The sequence below is a fragment of the Sphingomonas hylomeconis genome (genome assembly GCF_025370105.1).
Taxonomy (GTDB): Bacteria; Pseudomonadota; Alphaproteobacteria; order Sphingomonadales; family Sphingomonadaceae; genus Sphingomonas; species Sphingomonas hylomeconis.
Map to the genome: position 1 here is coordinate 97,102 of NZ_JANQBK010000001.1, position 20,272 is coordinate 117,373.

The following is a 20,272-nucleotide window of genomic DNA, read 5'->3' on the forward strand; positions in this document are numbered from 1 at the left end:
GGGCTTGGCACCTCTTTGAGACTGGCCGCCCAAGTCCCGCGTGCGCGCGCGAGTGTCAAGCAGCCGTTGATTGCCACCGTCGCGCCACTATCTTCCTGTAATGCAACGCACCATGGACAGCGCTCTCTCTTTCGACCGGCAGTCTGCCGATGCTAACTCGCCTGCAGCCCGCGTCACGCGCGAGCGCATTGCGGACGACCGCGCGATGTTGCGCACGGCCGCCGAGCTGACGCGTGACCTGCTGCCGCACCGGCCGATCGTCTATTGGGCGGATCTGATCGCCTCGGCGGTGATCGGCTATGGCGCGCTGGTCGCTGCAGTGATGATTCCGACGACGGGCCTGGCGATCCTGGCCGGTGTCGTCTCGGTACTGGCGTTGTATCGTGCCGGCAGCTTCATCCACGAACTGACGCATTTCAAATCGTCTGCGGTACCCGGCTTCCATCTCGGCTGGAACCTGATCGCCGGCATCCCGCTGCTGTTGCCGAGCTTCATGTACGAAGGCGTGCACAATCTGCATCACGCCCGCACGCGCTACGGCACGGCGGAGGATCCGGAATATCTGCCGCTGGCGCTGATGAAGCCCTGGACGCTGCCGCTGTTCATCGTCGTGTCGGCGCTCGGCCCGGTGGCCTTGCTGTTCCGCTATGCCGTTCTGTCGCCGTTGTCCGCGCTCTTCCCGGCGATCCGCCGGCTGACGGTCGAGCGCTATTCGTCGCTGTCGATCAACCCGGCCTTCCGCCGCCGCCTGCCCGAGGGCGAGGCGAAGCGCGCCTGGCTGTGGCAGGAAACGCTGACCAGCCTGTGGGCGATCGCGTTGCTGACGATGGTGGCGACCGGCGTCATCCCGCTGCGCGCCTTCGCCATCGGCCTGGCGATCCTGTCGGCCTCGATGGTGATCAATCAGGTGCGCACGCTGGTTGCGCATCTGTGGGAGAATGAGGGCGAGGCGATGACTGTCACCGGCCAGTATCTCGACAGCGTCAACGTGCCGCCGCCGGCGTTCCTGCCGATGCTGTGGGCGCCGGTGGGGCTGCGCTATCATGCGCTGCACCACTTGCTGCCGGGCCTGCCCTATCACGCGCTGGGCGAAGCGCATCGCCGCATCACCGCCGCGCTGGACACCGATTCACCCTATCACAAGGCAAGCTATGCCGGCCTGCCGGGTCTGGTCGGCAAGATCGCCCGCTCGACGATGGTGGCGCGCTAAGCGAGCTCAGGTCGCGATCGGCATCAGGCACAAAAAAGGGGCGCTCCATCGGAGCGCCCCCGTCGTTCGATCGTAGCAGCTTTTAGATCGCCGCCATCTTCGGGCGCGATGCGCTGTGGCCGCCCAGACGATAGAGCATGTCTTCGGCGGTGGCGGGGTCGATCCCTGCCGTGCCGGTGTCGACCGACACGAACACGCCGCCGTCATTGATGCGATCGCCGTAATAGCGCGCATCGTCGCTGCTGACCCCGTGATCGGTCATCACCTTTTCGAGGCCACCGACAGCGCCGCCGATCGCCGCGCCGGTGATCGCCGCGCCCGGAATCGCCGCCGAGGCGATCGCGCCGGCAGCGACCAGCGGGCCGACGCCGGGAATTGCCAGCGCGGCAATACCGAGCAGCGTGCCGATCCCGGCACCGGCGGCGACCTTACCGACGAATTCCTGCGTGTCTGCGCCGCTGCCATCGGTGGTCGTGTTCTTGCCGTCGTGCTGCGCGACGATCGAAATGGCGCTGTCGTTGACGCCGGCACTGCGCAGTTCGGCCAGCGCACGCTCGGCATCGGCATGCGAATCGAAGACGGCAGATACGATATTGGTGGTCATGATGGTTCCTGTCACGGTTCGAAGCTGGGGAGCCTTAGAAGCCGTCGGCACCTTTATTGTTCCGCGCAGGCGGGGTTATCGGTCTGCTAACCTCACGCATTGGCTTGTTTTTTCGGCGATAGCGTTCCGCTCTTCCGGTGCCGCGAAAAGCGCTTACTCCTCGGTGCGTACCAGCACGGCTTCGCCGATCAGGAAGAAGAGCAGGAAGGGGGCCCAGGCTGCCAGGAATGGCGGATAGGCGCCGAGATTGCCCATCGCGAGCGCGAAATTGTCCGCCACGAAATAGGCGAAGCCTAGCCCCATGCCGATGGCCGCGCGCAGGAACAGTTTGCCCGATCGCGCCACGCCGAACGCTGCCACGGCGCCGAGCAGCGGCATCAGGATTGCCGACAAGGGCGCGGACAATTTGTGCCAGGCAGCACCTTCCAGCGCCTTGGTTGGGCGCCCGGCATCCGCCAGATCGCCGATCGCCTCGCGCAATGCGCCGAACGACAGGCCTTCGGCATTGACGGTCGCCAGCGTGAACTGGTCGGGCCGCACGCCCTTGGCCACCACCATCGTGCCCAGGCTGGTCTGGCGTCCGCTCGCGACATCGAAGCGCGTCGCATCCTCGATCCGCCAGGCGGTGCCGGTATAGGTGCCGCGCGGGGCCTGCACGATCGCCACGAGATTGCCGTTGGCGCGATCGTACAGCGTGATGTTGCCGAGGCGTGCAGCCGCACCCCGGCCCTTGATCTGCCCCACTTCGATCAGGTCGTCGCCGTCGCGCACCCAGACGTTGGAGCGGTCGCCGCGATCGATCGGCAGCGGACCGTAATTGACCTTCTGCCACTGTGCGAGCGTGGCCGAGGCGCGTGCGACGATGCGGTCGTTGAACACGAACGACACCATCGCGACGACCAGGCTGGCGGCGATCAGTGGCGCCAGCACCTGATGCGCGGATAGGCCCGAGGCCTTGAGCGCGATGATCTCGCTGTTTTGGTTCATCGTCGACAGGGTCAGGATCGTGCCGAGCAGCACGGAGAAGGGCAGGATGAAGGCAATGATCTGCGGTGCGCGCAGCGACACGTAATGCCATACCTGCGCGTCGCCATTGCCGGGATAGGCCAGGATGTCGCCGGACTGGCCGAGCAGGTCGAGCGCCTGCAGCACCAGCACCAGCGCGCCCATGATTGCGAACGTGCGCACCACGAACAGCCGCGCCATATACAGCGCGACGACCCGCGACGGGAAGAATTCCAGGAAGTGCTTCACGCCTGCGCCTCCGGACGGCGGCCGGGAATGCGCCGCACGATCCATTTGCCGACCTTGCCCGCGACGCGCTCCAGCCCGCCGATCGGCTGCCCATCGGGTACATAGGCGATGGTGTAGAACATCCAGCCGACCAAAGCAGCGAACAGCACGAACGGCGTCCACAGGGCGATCAGCGGATCGATCCTACCGAGGCTGCCGATCGCCTCGGCATATTGGTTGATCTTGTGATAGGTGACGACCATCACGATCGCCAGGAACACGCCGAGCGCCGAGGTCGAGCGCTTGGGCGGGATGCCGAGCGCCAGCGCGAGCAGCGGCAGCAGGAACATCGTCGCCACCTCGACCACGCGGAAGTGGAACGCGGCGCGACTGGTATCGCGCAGATCGTCGGTCGCGGCGGGGTTGCGGCCGATCTGCGCCAGTTCCGGCAGCGTCAGTTCCAGATTGCGCTGGCCGCGCTGCCGGAACGCGCCATATTTGGGCAGCGGGATCGGCAGGTTGTGCGTGCTGAACGTCAGCACGCGCGGCGAGGCAAGGCCGGGCGCGTCGTTGATCAATACGCCGTTGCTCAGCTGGAAGACGATCTCTTCGGGATTGTCGGTGGCCATGAACTTGCCGGTCTCGGCCGTCACCGCATAGGATGCGCCATTCTTCGTCACCGCCTTGACGAAGATGCCGGAAAGCTTGCGGCCCTGCTCGCGGCTCTGCTCGATGCGGATCGTCATGTTGGCGCCGAAATGCGTGAACTCGCCGACCTTGATCGAGGCGCCGAGCGCACCGGTGCGCAATTCGAAGCGCAGCCCTTCATAGGCGTAGCGCGCGCGCGGCTGGACGAAGCCGACGATCGCCAGGTTGGCTGCCGCCAGCACGAAGGCGAACATGAAGGGCACGCGCAGCAGCCGCCAATAGCTCATGCCGACGCCGCGCATCACATCCAGCTCGGAGCTGGTGGCGAGCTTGCGGAATGCCAGCAGCACGCCGAGCAGCAGGCCGATCGGTATGCCGAGGCCGAGATATTCCGGCAGCAGATTGGCCAGCATCTTCCACACCACGCTGATCGGCCCGCCTTCGGTGGCGACGAAATCGAACAGTCGCAGCATGCGATCGAGCACCAGCAGCATCGCCGAGATGACGAGCGTGGAGAGCAGTGGCAGCAGGATCAGCCGGACCATGTAGCGATCGATCGACTTCATGGGGCGGAGAGGATCTTTCGCGAACGGGCGCCGGCGCGCGGGAAGCACTTGCTATACCGGCGCGCACGGCGTCCGTCAGCCGCTAAATGGCGTTGGCGATACGATCGCGCGCCGGGCGGCGACAGCCGAGGCGGGGCTATTCCGCGGCGATGCCGTGCGCCGCCGCTCGCGCCGCGGCCATTGCCGCGCCGATCGCGCGTTCCAGCTGCAGGATCGTGAACGGCTTGCGCAGCACATGGTGACCGCCGAACTGCGCCTCGCTCGTCTCGCCGGCATAGCCGGTGACGAACAGGACGGCGATATGCGGATAGGCCGGCGCCAGGCCGGCGATCATTTCCGGCCCGGTCTGCCCCGGCATCAGCACGTCGGAGACGATCATGTCGATCTGCGGCGTCTGTTCGAGCATGGCGGGGGCGGCGAGCGGATCGGTGCAGGCAATGGTGTGATGGCCGAGATCCTCGAGCGCGCCCATCGTCGCGGTGAGCACGCGCGGATCGTCCTCGACGACCAGGATATTGAGCGCGGCGCTGGGCTGGGCGTGGACCGGCTCGACCTGCGGCTCGGGCTTGGCCACAGTCTCCGGAATGTGCCGCGGCAGGTACAGCGTCACCGTCGTGCCCTTGCCCGGCGTCGAGGTCAGGCCGATCTCGCCTCTGGCCTGGGCGACGAAGGCGAAGATCTGGCTGAGGCCGAGACCGGTGCCCTGACCGATCGGCTTGGTGGTGAAGAACGGCTCGAACACGCGTTCCATCACGTCGGGCGTCATGCCGTGGCCGGTGTCCGTCACCGCGATCGTCACGTACTGGCCGGCGGGGCAGCGGCCGATGGCGTGTTCAGCGAGCCGGGTCGTCGCGGTGACGATGCTGAGCTTGCCGCGCCCGCCCATCGCGTCGCGCGCATTGACCGCGAGATTGAGGATGACGTTCTCGAGCTGATGGCGATCCGCACAGGTCAGCCAGCCGCCGCACTGATCGCGCGCGCTCACCGTGATCGCGTCGCCCAGCGTGCGATCGAGCAGATCGGACATGCCCGCGACCAACGCGCCCGGCGCGATCGGTTCGACGCGCAGCGGCTCCTCGCGCGAGAAGGCGAGCAATTGCCGGGTCAGCGCGGTGGCGCGGTTGGCGCCCTCCATGGCATTGTCGATATGCCGGCCGGTGGCATCCGGATCCTTGGCGATGCTGCGCCGGGCAAGCTCCAGCCCGCCCACCACCACCGCCAGCATATTGTTGAAGTCGTGCGCGATCCCCCCGGTCAGCTGGCCCACCGCTTCCATCTTCTGGACCTGGCGCAGCTTGCTTTCTTGCTTGCTGAGTTCGCTTGTGGCGGCTTCCACCGCGACCTGCAGTTCGTGGGCACGCTCGCGCGCGGTTTCGGCCTCGGCGCGCGCGACCGCCTTCTCGCCCAGCGCGCTGAGCGTCAGCCAGCCGAGCACGATCGCGCCGAGCACGATCGCCATGCCGAACACGGCGAGGATCGCGGCGAGCCGGTTGGCGCGATCGATCGAGCGCATGGCGACGGCGGTGCGCTTGGCGAGCAGCTCGCGCTCCTGCGCGATGACGTTGTCGAGCAGGGTGTTGATGCGGAACAGCGCGTCCGATTGGCGTGCCGCATAATAGCGCGACAGGGCTTGGTTGTTCTTGCCGTAATTGGTGCTCAGCGCGACCAGCGCGAGCTCGGCGCCGCGCTCGTCATAGGCTTTGCCAAGCGCGGCGATGCGGCTGGTCTGGCCGTAATCGTCATCGGTGACCTGATCGAGCCGGGTGATCTGCGTGCCCGCGAGCTTCCATTCGTCGACGTACAGCCGGCCGAGCTGCTTGTCGGTGCTGATCACGTAGCGGCCAAGCGATGCCTCGCTGCGCGCGATCGTGCTGGAGAGCGTGCGCGCGAGGATCATCACCTCGTAGCTGTGCGATTGCAGGCTGAGGGCGCGATCGCGCTCGCGATTGGCGCTGGCCAGCGTCAGGATCAGCGCGACCAACACGGCTGCGCCCAGCACCGCCATCACGACCAGCATGATGGTGCGCCAGGCGGATTGAGGCTCCCCCGGAGCCGCGCTCTCGCCGTCCAACCCACTCATAAGGGCAAGGCATACACGCCTGGGCGGGCGGTTGAAAGCGCCCGGCGACTCAGCCGATGACGCCGACAGCCCGGCCGGAAGCCTCGAACATCGCCAGTACGGTATCGATCTGCGCCGGCGTATGTTCGGCGCACAGCGAACAGCGCAGCAGGAACGTGCCGGCGGGCGTCGCCGGCGGACGGGCCATGTTGACGTACAGGCCGCCGTCGAGCAGCGCCTGCCACATCGTCACGGCCTGTTCCTGATCGTCGAGGATGATCGCGATGATCGCGCTGTCGGGATTTTCCGTGCCGAGCCTGAAGCCCAGCGCCTTGAGCCCGCCGTGCAGCTTGCGGGCATTGTCCCACAATTGCGCGCGCTTCTTGTCCGCGGTCATCAGCTTGCGGATCGAGGCCGCGGCGGTGGCGACGACCGACGGCGGCAGCGAGGCGGTGAAGATGTACGGGCGGCAGGCGAGGCGGATCGCCTCGAACTTCGGGTGGTTCGACACGCAGAAGCCGCCGACCGTGCCGACCGACTTGGAGAAGGTGCCGACAACGAAATCCACGTCGCAGCCTTGGTCTTCGTATACGCCGCGACCATGCGGCCCGAAAAAGCCCATCGAATGCGCCTCGTCGCTGAGCACCATGGCGCCGTGCTTCTTGGCCACCGCGACCATTTCGGCGAGCGGCGCGATATCGCCGAGCATCGAATAGACGCCTTCGAGGATGACCAGCTTGCCGGCCTCCTTGGGCAGGCGGCCGAGCCGCTTGTCGAGATCGGCGACATCGTTGTGGCGGAAACGGACGATCTCGGCATTGCCCTGCTTGCAGCCGTCATAGATCGAGGCATGGCTGTCGGCGTCGAGGATGACATACTCGCCCTTGCCGGCGAGCGTCGAGATCATGCCGAGATTGGCCATATAGCCGGTCGAAAACACGATCGCGCCGGTCATGCCGTAGAAGTCGCGCAACGCATCCTCGACCTCGATATGGTCGCGGAACGTGCCGTTAAGCATGCGGCTGCCATTGGTGCCCGAACCGAACTGGTCGAGCGCGGCATGGCCAGCGGCGATCACGTCGGGATCGAACGTCATGCCCATATAATTGTAGGTGCCAAGCAGGATCGTGTCGCGGCCGGCAATCACCGCTTCGGTCGGCGACGTGACCCGTTCCATGACGATCGCGAACGGATCGGTCACGCCGGTATCGATCAGCGCCTGGCGCTCGGCGATCAGCGCGTCGAACTTCGACATCAGGTCGCGCTCGGGGGCAACCTCGGCGGGATCGGCGGGCAGCTTTTCGGTGGCGAGGCCGGCGTCGGTCATCGGCTCAGCCCTTCAGCTTGGCGACGGCATCGGCGAGCTGACCGACCGTCTCGATCTCGGCCTGCATGTTCATCGTGATCAGGATGTCAAATTCGTCCTCGATCGCAGCAACGAAGTCCATCACCGTCAGGCTGTCCCACTCCAGATCGCCCTGGAAGGTGGTGGCCTCGGTGACGGTCACGCCCTTCTTGTTGAAGGGCTCGATCTGCGCGGCGATCGTGTCGAAAATTTCAGTACGGTCTGTCATCCGCAAGTCCTTATGCAATTGCCCACCGACTTGCCAAGCGAATGCGGCGGGAAGGGGGCGCAGGTGCGGCGGATGGGGATGCGGTAGTCCTCCAACTGCCGTCATCCTGACGAAAGTCAGGATTCATCCCTCACCTCGGACGATCGGATTTGAGGCGCGATGGATCCTGAATCGAGTTCAGGATGACGGCAGTGGGTAGCGGGCGTCTATCGCAACAAGCCGTTCGCCCGGTACCAAGCCGCCGTCGCCGCCAATCCTGCGGGCGTCGCAATCTCCGCACGCCACAAATCCCCTGACGGCCGACGGCTTGGCTCGGCCGCCCAATCGGGATGCGCCAGATAGTTCACCCGGTCCTGGGTCAGCTTGGCCTTGTCGCCACGGAGCAGTTTGTCGGCCGACGCGGTCAGCGACAGCAGACCCTTGGGCAGGGGCAAGGTCAGCACGCGCTGCCCCACCGCGGTCCCGACGGCGCGGGCGAATGCTTCATGCGTCCAGCTCCTGCCATCGTCGGGCTCGAGGATCACCCGTCCGGGATCGCGCTCGACCAGAATCAGCAGCAGGCGCGCGAGATCGTCGACATGGATCAGCGACAGCCGCCCGGGCGGCGGCATCAGCGCGAGCCCGAGGCGGGCGAGGCGAAACACGTCGCGCATCTCCAGGTCGCCCGGCCCGTATACCGCCGGCGGGCGCACCACGGTCCAGTCGAGCGCGCTGGCTGCGACGACATCCTCGCCGCCGCGCTTCGACCAGCCGTAATGGGAGAGATCGGGCTCGCGCGCGGACAGCGACGAGACGTGGATGAAGCGCTGCGGCCCGTGCGTAAGCGCGGCCTCGACCAGCGCCCGTGTGCCGGCGATGTTGCCGGCGGCGAAGCCATCGCGCGTCGGCGCGTTGACCACGCCGGCGACGTGGATCGTCGCGTCCGCGCCCGCGAGCAATCGGGGCAGGGCGTCCGTCGAATCGAGGGCACCGATAATCCAGGTAACGCCGTCGCGGGGTTCTTGCGGGCTGCGCGCCAGTGCCCGCACCATATACCCGCGCTCCAGCGCGAGATCGATCAGGCGCTTGCCGACAAAGCCGGTGCCGCCGGTCACGGCGATGGTGGTCACGATGCTTCCTCACCTGCTGCTTGCCCCTTCACCGCTTCCCCGGCGAAAGCCGGGGCCCAGTCGGAAAGGTGGAAATGAGGAAGCGCATCACTCGCCAATGATCGTTCCACGCGTGGGCCCTGGCCTTCGCCGGGGAAGTGCAGGGGTGGGAAATTGGCCCTCACAATACCGCCATATGATTGCGATGCACCAGCGCCCCGCGCGGCGCATAACCAAGGATATCCGCCAGCGCGCTCGTCCGCATGCCGACGATCCGCGCCGCTTCCGCGGCATCGTATTCCGCCAGGCCGCGCGCCAGCACCGCTCCGTCCGGCCCGACCACCGTCACCAGATCGCCCCGCGCGAAGGCGCCCTCGATGCGCGTCGCCCCAGCGGCCAGCAGACTGTTGCCTTTCGCAAGCGCGCCGGCCGCGCCAATATCGACATGGATCGCACCCTTTGCGGTCAGCCCGCCGGCCAGCCACGCCTTGCGTGCGGGCGCCGATCGCTCAGCCACGAATAAGGTATGCCGGGCGGCCTTCGACAGTGGATTTGCGATCCGCCCGCTGGCGATCGCGAGATGAGCGCCCGCCGCATTGGCGATCCGCGCCGCCGCGATCTTCGAGACCATGCCGCCCGATCCCATGCCGGAAGCGGAGCCGCGATCCGCCATCGCCTCGATCGCGCCGTCGATCCGCTCGACCCGCGCGACATGCACCGCGCCCGCCAGCGCCGGATTGCGATCGTACAGGCCGTCCACATCGCTGAGCAGCACCACGCCCTGCGCGCCCGCCGCCTGCGCCACGCGGGCGGCGAGCCGGTCATTGTCGCCGAAGCGGATTTCCTCGGTCGCCACGCTGTCATTCTCGTTGAGCACCGGCACGACGCCCAGGCCGAGCAGGCGATCAAGCGTCGCCGCGGCGTTGAGATAGCGCCGCCGATCCTCGAGATCGTCGAGCGTCACCAGCATCTGCGCGGCGGTCAATCCCTCGGCGGCCAGCACCTCGGCCCATACCTGGCTAAGCGCAATCTGCCCCACGGCGGCGGCGGCCTGCGCATCCTCCAGGCTCGCCCGTCCGCCCTTGGTGAGCCCCAGGCGGCGCGCACCCAGCGCGATCGCACCGGAAGAAACGACGGCAACCTGCTGGCCGGCGCGCCTGCGCTCGGCGATATCGGCAGCGATCCCCTCCAGCCACGCCCGCCGCACGCCGCCATCGGGATCGACCAGCAACGCCGATCCGATCTTGACGATCAGGCGCGGGCAGGTGGCGGGCGGGAAGAGCGACATGAGGATGCGTTAGCACGCTTTGCGCAGGAGTTAAGCCATCGCCCAATCGCATCGCCTACCCAAACGCATTTGGCACTGATGACGACCCCAACCTGTAAGTACCGTTCTCCCGTGAAGCAGGAGCCCAGGGTAACAAAAGACTGCGCTCCGGGCTCTGGACTCCTGCGTTCGCAGGAGAACAATAGGGCTATGGCGGTACCGGCAACCCGCCGAACAGATTCGGGGCTACGAAGGAGTCAATCGAGCGCGAATATCTCGCTGTGGGGGATCGTGACGCCGAGCGACGGGATCGGAATGCCGCTTTGGCCCGAAAACATGCTGTCCATCCAGCCAATCGGCGACTGGCGCTCGATCGTTCGACACATCTCATTGGCGGTATCCACGAACGCAATTGTCTGCACGCTGGGGATGGACTTATATTCTTCCAGCTTGGTGCCCTGATCAAACGTCGCCGTCGTGCGCGACAGGATTTCGACGATCACCTTCGGGTTGTCGAGCGTCTTGGCCTGCGTCAGCATATCCCGTGGCGGCTGATCGCAATAGATGCTGATGTCGGGATAGCGTAGATCAATGTCGCTTACGCGAAGCGCCATCTCCGAACCATATGGACGGCAGGATGTGCCGCGCAGCTTGTGACGAAGCCAAACAAGGATGTTGCCCTGCACCCAGGCATGTGGCTCGGTGCCGCCGGTCATCATGTAGATGACCCCGTTATCCAGCTCGAATTTCTTGTCGGTGCCGAAGTCCATTGCCAGGAATTCGTCCGCCGTGATCGGTCGATAGGCTGGATCGTGCCGCATAACCCAGGATACCATGGAGACGGTCGACCGGTAAAGTTGGCTATCCGGCCCTCAAACCGGCGACCAGGCAATCTCGTCCTCGCCCTCGTCATCTGGGCCGACCATCCCGCCCGATGGCCCGATCGCCTCCAGCATTTTGTCGAGCACCCAATCGAGCCCGGTGCCGGCCGCGCCAGAGATCGGAATGACTTCCGCCCCGCTCGCTTCCTCGAGCTCGGCCGACAGCGCCGCGATCAGCTCGTCGTCGAGCGTGTCGATCTTGTTGAGCGCGACGATCACCGGCTTGTCGATCAGGCCCGCGCCGTAAATCTCCAGCTCGTCGCGCACGATGCGGTAGCTTTCCGCCACGTCCTTGTCGTTGGCGTCGACCAGATGGAGCAACACGCTGCAGCGTTCGATATGGCCGAGAAAGCGGTCGCCGATCCCGGCGCCGTCGGCGGCACCCTCGATCAGGCCGGGAATATCCGCGACGACGAATTCCTGGTGCTTGTGCCGCACCACGCCGAGCTGCGGGCGGGTCGTCGTGAAGGCATAGGCGCCGACCTTGGCCTGCGCGTTGGTCACGGCGTTGATGAAGGTCGATTTGCCGGCATTGGGCAGGCCGACCAGGCCGGCATCGGCAAGCAGCTTCAAGCGCAGCCAGACCCACATTTCCTCGCACGGCCAGCCGGTGCCATGCTGGCGCGGCGTGCGGTTGGTGGAGGTCTTGTAGCTCGCATTGCCGCGACCGCCATCGCCGCCGCGCAGGAACACGACCCGCTCGCCGACTTCGGTGAAATCGGCCAATACCTCTTCCTTGTCTTCGCTCAGCACCTGCGTGCCGACCGGCACGCGGATGATCAGATCCTCGCCGCCCGCGCCGGTCATGTTGCTGCCGGCGCCGCCCTTGCCGCGCGGCGCGCGGAAATGCTGCGTGTAGCGGAAGTCGATCAGCGTGTTGAGGCCGGCGACCGCCTCGAACACGATGTCGCCGCCCTTGCCGCCATTGCCGCCATTGGGGCCGCCATATTCGATGAACTTTTCACGGCGAAAGCTGACGGCACCGGGGCCGCCATCGCCGGAACGAACGAAGATCTTTGCTTGGTCGAGAAAATGCATGCGCGCTCCATAGCGCAAGTGCGCAATTTTGCCAGCGGGCGTGCGTCAGGCGGCCGGCACGCTGACATGCGCGGCGATCAGCGTCTGCAGCGCCAGTTCGCGTGCCGAGGTGCGCGGCAGGCCCAGCGCCTTGGCCATCGGCCCGCCGAGCAGCGCATCGCCGAGCGCGGTCAGCACGAGCTGCAGCGTTTCCTCATGGATCGAGGTCCGGCCCGGCGCATGGCCTTCTGACAGGTCGTCGACCAGCTTGTGGATCGCCTCGAGGATCGGGTCGAGCGCATCCTCGTTCCCGGTCAGGATCATCCAGCTCGCCATCGCGCCAGCGCCGCGCGCGAACGCATCGAACGTCATGTCGACCACTTCGCGCGGATCCTGATCGCCGGCGCGCGCGCGTTTTGCCGCGTCGCCGATCTGCGCAGTAATCGTGCCGGCGAGATGCGCGATCAGCGCCTTCTGCAGATCCGCCGCCGAGCCGAAATGGTGCAGCAGATTGGCGTGCGTCCGCCCGATCCGCGCCGCTACTGCCTTCAAGGTCACGGCCTGCGGCCCATCTTCGACGAGCAGCGCGCGCGCCGCCTCGATCGCCGCTTCACGTGATTGTTCGGGAGAGAGCCGGCGGCGGGCTATTGACATGAGTGTAAGTAAAACCTAGAATGATGGGCAATGGCGACTGTCGTCTCTTTCTGTTCGAGGTTTTCATGACGAAAGCAACTACTCCGGCGGATCTGACGATCACGCCGCGCGATCTACGGTTCGGCCGGGGCACGCAGATGCGGCGCTGGTGGCTGAACGACGATCCCTATGCGACCGCGTTCTACAACGCCTTGTCGGTGACCTTCCCCAAGGGCGAGGGTTTCTTCGTCGATAGCGTGCGCGCGTTTCGCGACGGCACGCCGCCGCAACTGCGCAGCGAAATCCAGGCGTTCATCAAGCAGGAAGTGATTCATACGCGCGAGCATGTCGCTTTCAACCGCCACGTCACCGATCAGGGCTATGACGTCGCGCCGCTGGAACGCGATCTCGATGCCGCGCTGGCGCTGACCAAGGGCAAGCCGGCGATCGCCAGCCTGGCGGCGACGATGGCACTCGAACATTTCACCGCAATGCTCGCGCACCAGCTGATCGCCAATCCCAAGCATCTCGCCGGTGGCGACGAACAGGCGGCAGCGCTGTGGCGCTGGCATGCGGCGGAGGAGATCGAGCATAAGGGCGTGGCCTATGATACCTGGCTGCATGCGACGCGGGACTGGAGCCGCTGGCAGCGCTGGAAGATCAAGTCGATCGTGATGGTCGCGACGACGATCAAATTCTTCCAGGGCCGTCGCCGCGGCATGCTCGAACTGCTGCGGCAGGACGGGCTGACCGGGCCCAAGGTGTGGGCGCGGCTGGCTTGGTATGCGTTCGGCAATCCGGGCATGGCGCGCAAGATTCTCGGCGCGTGGATCGCCTTCTTCCTGCCTGGCTTCCACCCGTGGAACCACGACGATCGCAAGCTGATCGCGCTCGCCGAAAGCGATTATGCCGCGGCGGTGCTGCCGCGCGCCCAGAAGATCGCGGTCGCGGCCTGATCCACGGCCGTCACCCCCGCGCAGGCGGGGGCCTATCACTGCCCGTTTCATATGCTAGCTTATGCGGATGCAGCGATAGGCCCCTGCCTGCGCAGGGGTGACGGGTGGGGGCGTGGCGGGCTACGTTTACATCATGACGAATGGGCCGAGCGGTACGCTGTATATCGGCGTTACCAGCGATATCGTCCGGCGCGTCTGGCAGCATCGGGAGGGGACGGGTTCGGCGTTTTGTCGGGAGCATGGGCTCAAGCGGTTAGTGCTAGTCGAGACCTATCCTTCGATCGCTGACGCGATCGCTCGCGAAAAGGCGCTCAAGAAATGGAAGCGTTCTTGGAAGCTCAACCTGATCGGTCGAGCCAATAGCGACTGGGCGGATTTGTGGGAGGTCATCGCCTAACCCGGTACGTCACCCCTGCGAAGGCAGGGGCCTATCGCTATCTCCGCACGCACCAACGCTAAACGAGACAGCGATAGGCTCCTGCCTTCGCAGGAGTGACGAGCTGAGAGTCAGGCCGCCAACCTTTCCTCGCATCGTCGCCCTTCGTCGAGATCGAGCTCGAACACCGCGCAGGGCACATCAGCGCCGCGTGCGCGCGAATGGCGCGGTTCGACCCGCCCGGTGAAGTGAAAGCCGAGCTTGGTCAGCACGCGGCCGGAGGCAGGATTGTCGATGAAATGGCCGGCATGCAGCCGGCGCAGCCCCATGGCATGGCGCGCGATCTCGATCACCTGCCGTCCCGCCTCGGTGGCATAGCCGCGACCCCAGGCGTCGGGTGTCAGCCAATAGCCGAATTCCGCTTCGCCATCCGTCGCGGGATCGATGGCGATGCCGCCGATCAGCCGCGGCGCTTGCGCCGGCGATTCGAAGATCAGGAAGTTTGGCGTCGTCGCGCCGCGGGGCATCGCCAGGAACGATTCGGCATCGTCGAGTGCATAGGGCCAGGGCGCACGCGCCAGCTTGTCGACGACCTGCTCGTGGCCGATCGCCGCGGCCAGCGCGGGGGCATCTTCAGGCCAGCCGGGCCTGAGCGTCAGTCTCTTGGTACGAGCGAACATCGTTACTCTCCTCGTGTGCGGTCGGCCAAGCACGTCCACGTGACGCGCCGGCGACAGGGCAGGGGAGGGAGCAATAAAAAAGGGAGCCGGGGTGGACCCGTCTCCCTTGTTCGGACCGCTTGCGCAGACCCGGGTCACCCTGGTGGGCAACCCGGCTGGTTACCCGATGTTATTCGGCAGCAATCGCTACCGGCATGTCGACCGAGCAGAATTTGCGGCCGAGCTTGCCTTCCTTGAACGTCACGCGGCCTTCGGTCAGCGCGAACAGGGTGTGATCCTTGCCCATGCCGACATTGGTGCCGGGATAGAATTTGGTGCCGCGCTGACGCACGAGAATGTTGCCCGGGACGACCGATTCGCCACCGAACTTCTTCACGCCAAGGCGACGACCGGCCGAATCGCGACCGTTGCGCGATGAACCGCCTGCTTTCTTATGTGCCATCTCGAACTACTCCTTACGCCTGAGCGGCCGGGGCTTCGGCGCCCGTCGCATCGGTGGTCGGCTTGTCAGCCTTCTTCTCTGCCTTGTGATCACCGATCGCGGTGATGCGCAGGATCGTGTGCTGCTGGCGATGGCCGTTCTTGCGGCGATAGTTCTGCCGGCGACGCTTCTTGAAGACGACGATCTTGTCAGCCTTCGCCTGCGCGATGATCTCGGCGGAGACCAACAGGCCCTCGACTGACTGGAGCTCCGAGCCTTCGCCAGCGAGCAGCACGTCGCTCAACGAGATCGACGATCCTGCTTCACCATCGAGCTTCTCGACGACGATCTTGTCTCCGGCGGCGACGCGGTATTGCTTGCCGCCTGTGCGCACGACTGCGAACATGGCCTACATCACTTTCAAAATAACGAGCCCCACGTCGAGCAAGCCCGACGCGGGAAAGAAGCGCCAGCTAAGTCAGGGCGGCGCTGCTGTCAACCGAAACGGTGTGCTTTGCGCCGTGTCGCGACGCGACACCGTCGCGTGACATTTCGGACGGTGCGCCGCGCCGCGACGATGGGGACATTCGGATAACCGCATAGGATGGTTGAGAGAAGCGGGCAGGGCGCGCGCGATGATTACATAGGGGCTCTGGCAAGCGTCGGCCGCATTCCACCCTTTCGATCGCTACCGGTATCTTCCGCCGCGCTAACAGCGCCGGCGCGCGCAGGTTGCTGCGACCGATGCCGCGCTGCCGACGGCAGTCGCCGCCGAGGCCGAGTCGCTCCAGGACAAGATGATCGCAAGCGGCACGCGCGTGGCGAATCGCGCTGGCGCGAGGCCCCCATTTTGGGCCTGGTGCCGGTTCCGGCGGCGGCTAGTGCCGGTGCTGCGGGCGCAGTGTGTAACGGCCGTCGGCATAGTCGGTGAACAGGCCGTGGATCGCCGGATGGTCGACCGGCTCGTCGCTGTCGTCGGGGATCAGGTTCTGCTGACTGACATAGGCGATATAGCTCGATTCCATATTCTCGGCGAGCAGGTGGTAGAAGGGCTGGTCCTTCTTCGGGCGGATGTCCTCAGGGATCGAATCATACCATTCCTCGCTATTGGCGAAGATCGGATCAACATCGAAGATCACGCCGCGGAAATCGAACATGCGGTGGCGCACGATCTCGCCGATGCCGAAGCGCGCATGGGCGATCGGCGGCAGCGGGATGGTCGCATCGGCGGGCGTCATGGGAATGTGTGAGCGGGACATACAACTAATCTAATGTCCTTTTCGCGGTGCACAAGCTGGAGGCTTGCCACACCCCGATTAGTCGATTAGACGCCCGCCTTCATCGACCGATGCGGCCCCTCCAGGCGGCATCAAAGACCTCGCGGAGAGGTGGCAGAGTGGTCGAATGTACCGCACTCGAAATGCGGCGTGCCCTCGCGGGTACCGTGGGTTCGAATCCCACCCTCTCCGCCATTATTCCTGCTCGGGCGCCGCCCGGGCGGCCGGTCGATCTACCCGACCCGGCACAGCTCGGACGGTGCCGGCCAGGCCCGCCGCAGCATCGCCCGCTATGGACATCGGCGATCGGCGCGACTAACAGGCGTGCAAATTCAGGCCTGGGATTTTCTTGGATATTCGTCGCCGTGCGGCGGATGTGATCCTCGATTTCGGCCGTTTTTTGATCCATCCTGCAGCGGACGCCCTTCCGCCGCATTCTGAACGACAAGTGCCCGAAAGGCCCAGATACGAATGGCGTACAAGGAACCGACTTTCCAGGATCGCGCAGCGCTCGCTGCCCAGGCCAAGCAGAAGGCGCTGGAGAAGCTGAAGGCGAAGCCGCAGATCGATCCGGAGGTTGCCGCCGCGCGCGCCGCTGCACGTCAGGCGCGCGAAGCCAAGGAATTGCAGCGTCGCGCCGAAAAGGCCGCCGCGATCGAACAGGCCCGGCTCGACAAGATCGCCAAGGCCGAAGCCGAGCTGGCCGCGATCGAGGCCGAGAAGCAGCGGCTGATCGATGCCGACATCGCCGCCAAGGCCGCCCGCGATGCGCGCTATGCGGCACGCAAGGCGAAGCGTTAATCCTGACCCTATACGGTCCTGCTGCCGCTCCGCAGGATCGCTTCCAGCCGCTGAGTGACCGCGCGCGGTGTCGCGCGGTCAGCGATCACGGGAAATAGACCCGGCCGACGCGCATCGGCCCGGCGCAGCGCCGGGCCGGCGTCCTCCGGTCAGCCGCCCTGCAGCTTTTTCAGGATGCTCATCGACTGTTCGGCGCCGTTCTGCGGCGTCATTTCGCCGGTACGATCGGTGATCTCTGCCCAATGTGCAGCGATGCCTTCAGGCGACAGATCGTCTCCCGTGAGCAACTTGCCCTGCGTCAGCGTCACATAGGCGGCCTGGAACACGCCGGCGCCGGCGCCGACGATCATGTTGGTCGGCGCCTCCTCCGATACCAGATACAGCGCGGCAGGCGCGACCTTATCGGGCGAGAAAGCGGCGAAGGCCTCGGCCGGGAACAGATCCTCGGTCATCCGCGTGCCTGCGGTCGGCGCGATCGTGTTGACCTTGATATTGTTCTTGGCGCCTTCGATCGCCAGCGTCTTGGTCAGCCCGGCAAGGCCGAGCTTGGCCGCGCCGTAATTGGCCTGGCCGAAATTGCCGTACAGGCCGGTCGACGAGGCGGTCATCAGGATGCGGCCGTAATTCTGCGCGCGCATGCCTTCCCACACCGCCTTGGTGACGTTGGCCGAGCCGTTCAGGTGGACATCGACGACGAACCTGAAATCGGCCGGCTCCATCTTGGCGAAGCTCTTGTCGCGCAACACGCCGGCATTGTTGATGACGATATGGACGCCGCCCCAGGCCTCGGTCGCCTTGGCGACCATTTCCACCATCTGCTCGTATTCGGTGACGCTGCCGCCGTTCGACATGGCGATGCCGCCGGCTGCCTCGATCTCCTCGACGACCTTCAGCGCGGCATCGCTGTGGCCGGTGCCATCGCGCGTGCCGCCGAGATCGTTGACGACGACCTTCGCGCCGCGCCTGGCGAGTTCGAGCGCATAGGCCCGGCCGAGGCCGCCGCCGGCGCCGGTGACAACGGCGACTTTGTCATCAAAACGGATGGTCATGAAAAAAGCGCTCCCGAGATGTGGTGAGCGCTTTCCTAGGCCATCGATCGGCGCTGGCAAGAGGGACGGGCGCCACGCGGCGCCCGTCCCGGTATAGTTTACTTGCCGCCCGGGTTGATGCAGCTGTCCGTCACGGTCTTCGAGCAGCGCGGATAGCTGGCCTTCGGCGCCGGGGCCGGCGGCGGGGCGAGCGGGCCCATCGTCATGGTCGTGGTCGGCGCGGCACCGGGCATCGGGGCGGCGGGGTCTGCCGGCATCGGCATCGGCGCGGCAGGGTCAGCCGGCATCGGCGTCGTCGCGGCCGGATCGGCGGGCATGTCGGCCGGCGGAGTCTGCATTGTCGGATCGCCGGCGGGCGCCTGCATCGCGGGATCTGCCGCTGGCGGCGTGGTCTGCGCGAATGCGGGGGCGGCAAATGCCAACGCGGCAATGAGCATGATTTTCATCACATATTCTCCTGTAAAAACGAGCGCGCCAATGGGGCGGTGCAGGTCAAACGCACATCCCCGGGCATTGCTCCATCGTTACGATAACGATTCGTCCGTCAGGCGCCGGTATCCAACGCATAACCTGCGGATCGCACGGTGCGGATGATGTCCGGCCGGTCCTCGCCGTTGATCGCCTTGCGCAGGCGACGGATGTGCACGTCGACGGTGCGCGATTCGATGTCGCTGTCGTGACCCCAAACCGCATCCAGCAGCCGTTCACGGGAAAAGACCCAGCCAGGATGTTCGAGGAAATGCTTCAGCAGGCGGAATTCGGTCGGCCCCAAGGGCACGACCTCGCCGCCGCGGCGGACCTTGTGGCCGACCGTGTCCATCTCGATGTCGGAATAGGTGAGCTGTTCGCCGGCGAGCGCCGGACGGACGCGGCGCAGCACGGCGCCGACGCGCGCGACCAGCTCGCGCGGGCTGAACGGCTTGGTGACATAATCGTCGGCGCCGGTTTCCAGCCCGCGCACGCGATCTTCCTCCTCGCCGCGCGCGGTGAGCATGATGATTGGCACGTTCTGTGTTTCAGGCATGCGGCGCAGGCGTCGGCACACCTCGATCCCCGACAGGCTTTCGACCATCCAGTCGAGCAGCACGATATCGGGCGTCTTTTCCTTGGCGAGCAGCAGCGCTTCCTCGCCATCGGGGGTGTGCGCAATCTCGAAATCCTCGCGCTTGAAGTGATAGACGAGCAGTTCGGCCAGGGCCGCGTCGTCTTCCACCAGCAGCATCCGTGCGCGTGCCATATCAGCTCTCCGTCGCGTTTGAGGCGCCACGATCGCGTTCCACCATATGGTGGCCGGTCGCGGCGAAATAGACCATCTCGGCGACGTTCGTCGCATGGTCGCCGACCCGTTCGAGGTTCTTGGCGATGAACAGCAGGTGCGCCATTTGCCCGATCGTCTTGGGATTTTCCATCATGTGCGTGACGAGCACGCGAAACAGGCTGTCATAGAAATCGTCGACCTGTCGATCGCGCCGGCACACGTCGAGCGCCGCCTCGGCATCGCGCGCGGCGAAGGCATCGAGCACGTCGTGCACCATCGAGATCGCCAGGCCGGCCATTGCCGGCAGGATCGACAGCGGCTCGACCTCGCCGTGATTGTCGATCAGCGGCACGCGCTTGGCGATGTTCTTGGCATAATCGCCGATCCGCTCGATCACGCCGCCGATCTTGATCGCCGCGACGACCTCGCGCAGGTCGTCGGCCATCGGCGCGCGCAGCGCGATGATCTGGACCGCCAGCTGCTCGACCTTCATTTCGATCGCGTCGATCGCCTTGTCGCCGGCGACGATCGTCGCCGCCGCCTCGAGATCGTGGCGCGTGAGCGCCTGGACGGCGTCGCGGATCGCCTGTTCGGCGAGCCCGCCCATCTGCGCGATCAGCGCGCGCAGCTCGCCGATTTCTTCGTCGAAGGCCTTTACGGTGTGCGTGTTCACG

The 20,272-nt window shown here is 65.8% G+C and carries 23 protein-coding genes and 1 tRNA gene; 5 read left to right on the plus strand and 19 right to left on the minus strand.

The window, feature by feature from the left end; all coding sequences use genetic code 11:
- Nucleotides 1-112 precede the first annotated feature (112 nt).
- The gene (locus NV401_RS00495) at nucleotides 113-1,210 is read left to right on the plus strand and encodes a fatty acid desaturase family protein (RefSeq protein WP_261293047.1); all 1,098 of its coding nucleotides are present in this window, start codon (nucleotides 113-115) and stop codon (nucleotides 1,208-1,210) included.
- A gap of 82 nt (nucleotides 1,211-1,292) precedes the next feature.
- Here NV401_RS00495 and NV401_RS00500 read toward each other — a convergent pair whose 3' ends face one another.
- The 11 genes from NV401_RS00500 to NV401_RS00550 form a co-directional block, all read right to left on the minus strand.
- Complete coding sequence (locus tag NV401_RS00500) at nucleotides 1,293-1,814, minus strand: hypothetical protein (protein ID WP_261292424.1); 522 nt, start codon at nucleotides 1,812-1,814, stop codon at nucleotides 1,293-1,295.
- Between the two features lie 153 nt (nucleotides 1,815-1,967).
- A complete protein-coding gene (lptG, locus tag NV401_RS00505; RefSeq protein WP_261293048.1) occupies nucleotides 1,968-3,020 on the minus strand; it encodes an LPS export ABC transporter permease LptG in 1,053 nt (350 codons plus the stop codon).
- 44 nt (nucleotides 3,021-3,064) lie between these two features.
- A complete protein-coding gene (gene lptF / locus NV401_RS00510; protein WP_261292425.1) occupies nucleotides 3,065-4,261 on the minus strand; it encodes an LPS export ABC transporter permease LptF in 1,197 nt (398 codons plus the stop codon).
- 136 nt (nucleotides 4,262-4,397) lie between these two features.
- Nucleotides 4,398-6,341, minus strand: a complete 1,944-nt coding sequence (locus NV401_RS00515) for an ATP-binding protein (protein WP_261292426.1) — start codon at nucleotides 6,339-6,341, stop codon at nucleotides 4,398-4,400.
- 49 nt (nucleotides 6,342-6,390) lie between these two features.
- The gene (gene spt, locus NV401_RS00520) at nucleotides 6,391-7,647 is read right to left on the minus strand and encodes a serine palmitoyltransferase (RefSeq protein ID WP_261292427.1); all 1,257 of its coding nucleotides are present in this window, start codon (nucleotides 7,645-7,647) and stop codon (nucleotides 6,391-6,393) included.
- A gap of 4 nt (nucleotides 7,648-7,651) precedes the next feature.
- The gene (locus NV401_RS00525; RefSeq protein WP_261292428.1) at nucleotides 7,652-7,894 is read right to left on the minus strand and encodes an acyl carrier protein; all 243 of its coding nucleotides are present in this window, start codon (nucleotides 7,892-7,894) and stop codon (nucleotides 7,652-7,654) included.
- A 206-nt stretch (nucleotides 7,895-8,100) separates the two neighbouring features.
- On the minus strand, nucleotides 8,101-9,003 hold the full coding sequence (locus tag NV401_RS00530; RefSeq protein ID WP_261292429.1) for an NAD-dependent epimerase/dehydratase family protein: 903 nt from the start codon (nucleotides 9,001-9,003) through the stop codon (nucleotides 8,101-8,103).
- Between the two features lie 160 nt (nucleotides 9,004-9,163).
- On the minus strand, nucleotides 9,164-10,270 hold the full coding sequence (gene proB, locus NV401_RS00535) for a glutamate 5-kinase (RefSeq protein WP_261292430.1): 1,107 nt from the start codon (nucleotides 10,268-10,270) through the stop codon (nucleotides 9,164-9,166).
- Nucleotides 10,271-10,506: 236 nt separating this feature from the next.
- Nucleotides 10,507-11,085 carry a Uma2 family endonuclease gene (locus NV401_RS00540; protein ID WP_315368985.1) on the minus strand — a complete coding sequence of 193 codons (579 nt, stop codon included), beginning with the start codon at nucleotides 11,083-11,085 and terminating at the stop codon, nucleotides 10,507-10,509.
- Between the two features lie 36 nt (nucleotides 11,086-11,121).
- Nucleotides 11,122-12,168 (minus strand): GTPase ObgE, encoded by a 1,047-nt coding sequence (gene obgE / locus NV401_RS00545; protein WP_261292432.1) that lies wholly within the window; start codon nucleotides 12,166-12,168, stop codon nucleotides 11,122-11,124.
- 45 nt (nucleotides 12,169-12,213) lie between these two features.
- Nucleotides 12,214-12,801 (minus strand): TetR/AcrR family transcriptional regulator, encoded by a 588-nt coding sequence (locus tag NV401_RS00550; protein WP_261292433.1) that lies wholly within the window; start codon nucleotides 12,799-12,801, stop codon nucleotides 12,214-12,216.
- Between the two features lie 65 nt (nucleotides 12,802-12,866).
- Between NV401_RS00550 and NV401_RS00555 the strand changes: the two genes are divergently transcribed.
- Complete coding sequence (locus NV401_RS00555; protein ID WP_261292434.1) at nucleotides 12,867-13,736, plus strand: metal-dependent hydrolase; 870 nt, start codon at nucleotides 12,867-12,869, stop codon at nucleotides 13,734-13,736.
- A gap of 112 nt (nucleotides 13,737-13,848) precedes the next feature.
- Nucleotides 13,849-14,133 carry a GIY-YIG nuclease family protein gene (locus tag NV401_RS00560; protein ID WP_261292435.1) on the plus strand — a complete coding sequence of 95 codons (285 nt, stop codon included), beginning with the start codon at nucleotides 13,849-13,851 and terminating at the stop codon, nucleotides 14,131-14,133.
- 110 nt (nucleotides 14,134-14,243) lie between these two features.
- Here NV401_RS00560 and NV401_RS00565 read toward each other — a convergent pair whose 3' ends face one another.
- From NV401_RS00565 to hspQ, 4 genes are all read right to left on the minus strand, one after another.
- On the minus strand, nucleotides 14,244-14,792 hold the full coding sequence (locus tag NV401_RS00565) for a GNAT family N-acetyltransferase (RefSeq protein WP_261292436.1): 549 nt from the start codon (nucleotides 14,790-14,792) through the stop codon (nucleotides 14,244-14,246).
- A 169-nt stretch (nucleotides 14,793-14,961) separates the two neighbouring features.
- Nucleotides 14,962-15,234: a 50S ribosomal protein L27 gene (gene rpmA / locus NV401_RS00570; RefSeq protein WP_261292437.1), complete on the minus strand. Its 273-nt coding sequence runs from the start codon at nucleotides 15,232-15,234 to the stop codon at nucleotides 14,962-14,964.
- 13 nt (nucleotides 15,235-15,247) lie between these two features.
- Nucleotides 15,248-15,619 carry a 50S ribosomal protein L21 gene (gene rplU, locus NV401_RS00575; protein ID WP_261292438.1) on the minus strand — a complete coding sequence of 124 codons (372 nt, stop codon included), beginning with the start codon at nucleotides 15,617-15,619 and terminating at the stop codon, nucleotides 15,248-15,250.
- A 472-nt stretch (nucleotides 15,620-16,091) separates the two neighbouring features.
- Nucleotides 16,092-16,472 carry a heat shock protein HspQ gene (hspQ, locus tag NV401_RS00580; protein WP_261292439.1) on the minus strand — a complete coding sequence of 127 codons (381 nt, stop codon included), beginning with the start codon at nucleotides 16,470-16,472 and terminating at the stop codon, nucleotides 16,092-16,094.
- Between the two features lie 123 nt (nucleotides 16,473-16,595).
- On the opposite strand from hspQ, the gene NV401_RS00585 reads away from it, so the two are divergent.
- Nucleotides 16,596-16,685, plus strand: a tRNA-Ser gene (locus tag NV401_RS00585).
- Between the two features lie 276 nt (nucleotides 16,686-16,961).
- Nucleotides 16,962-17,291 carry a DUF6481 family protein gene (locus tag NV401_RS00590; protein WP_261292440.1) on the plus strand — a complete coding sequence of 110 codons (330 nt, stop codon included), beginning with the start codon at nucleotides 16,962-16,964 and terminating at the stop codon, nucleotides 17,289-17,291.
- Nucleotides 17,292-17,440: 149 nt separating this feature from the next.
- Here the strand turns inward: NV401_RS00590 and NV401_RS00595 are convergent, their stop codons facing one another.
- The 4 genes from NV401_RS00595 to phoU all read right to left on the minus strand — a co-directional run bounded on the left by NV401_RS00595 (nucleotide 17,441) and on the right by phoU (nucleotide 20,271).
- Complete coding sequence (locus NV401_RS00595) at nucleotides 17,441-18,340, minus strand: SDR family NAD(P)-dependent oxidoreductase (protein ID WP_261292441.1); 900 nt, start codon at nucleotides 18,338-18,340, stop codon at nucleotides 17,441-17,443.
- 98 nt (nucleotides 18,341-18,438) lie between these two features.
- On the minus strand, nucleotides 18,439-18,786 hold the full coding sequence (locus NV401_RS00600; protein WP_261292442.1) for a hypothetical protein: 348 nt from the start codon (nucleotides 18,784-18,786) through the stop codon (nucleotides 18,439-18,441).
- 98 nt (nucleotides 18,787-18,884) lie between these two features.
- Entirely contained in the window at nucleotides 18,885-19,577 is a 693-nt protein-coding gene (gene phoB / locus NV401_RS00605; RefSeq protein WP_261292443.1) for a phosphate regulon transcriptional regulator PhoB, read from the minus strand.
- A gap of 1 nt (nucleotide 19,578) precedes the next feature.
- Nucleotides 19,579-20,271, minus strand: coding sequence for a phosphate signaling complex protein PhoU (phoU, locus tag NV401_RS00610; protein WP_261292444.1), 693 nt, complete (start codon nucleotides 20,269-20,271; stop codon nucleotides 19,579-19,581).
- Nucleotide 20,272 lies beyond the last annotated feature (1 nt).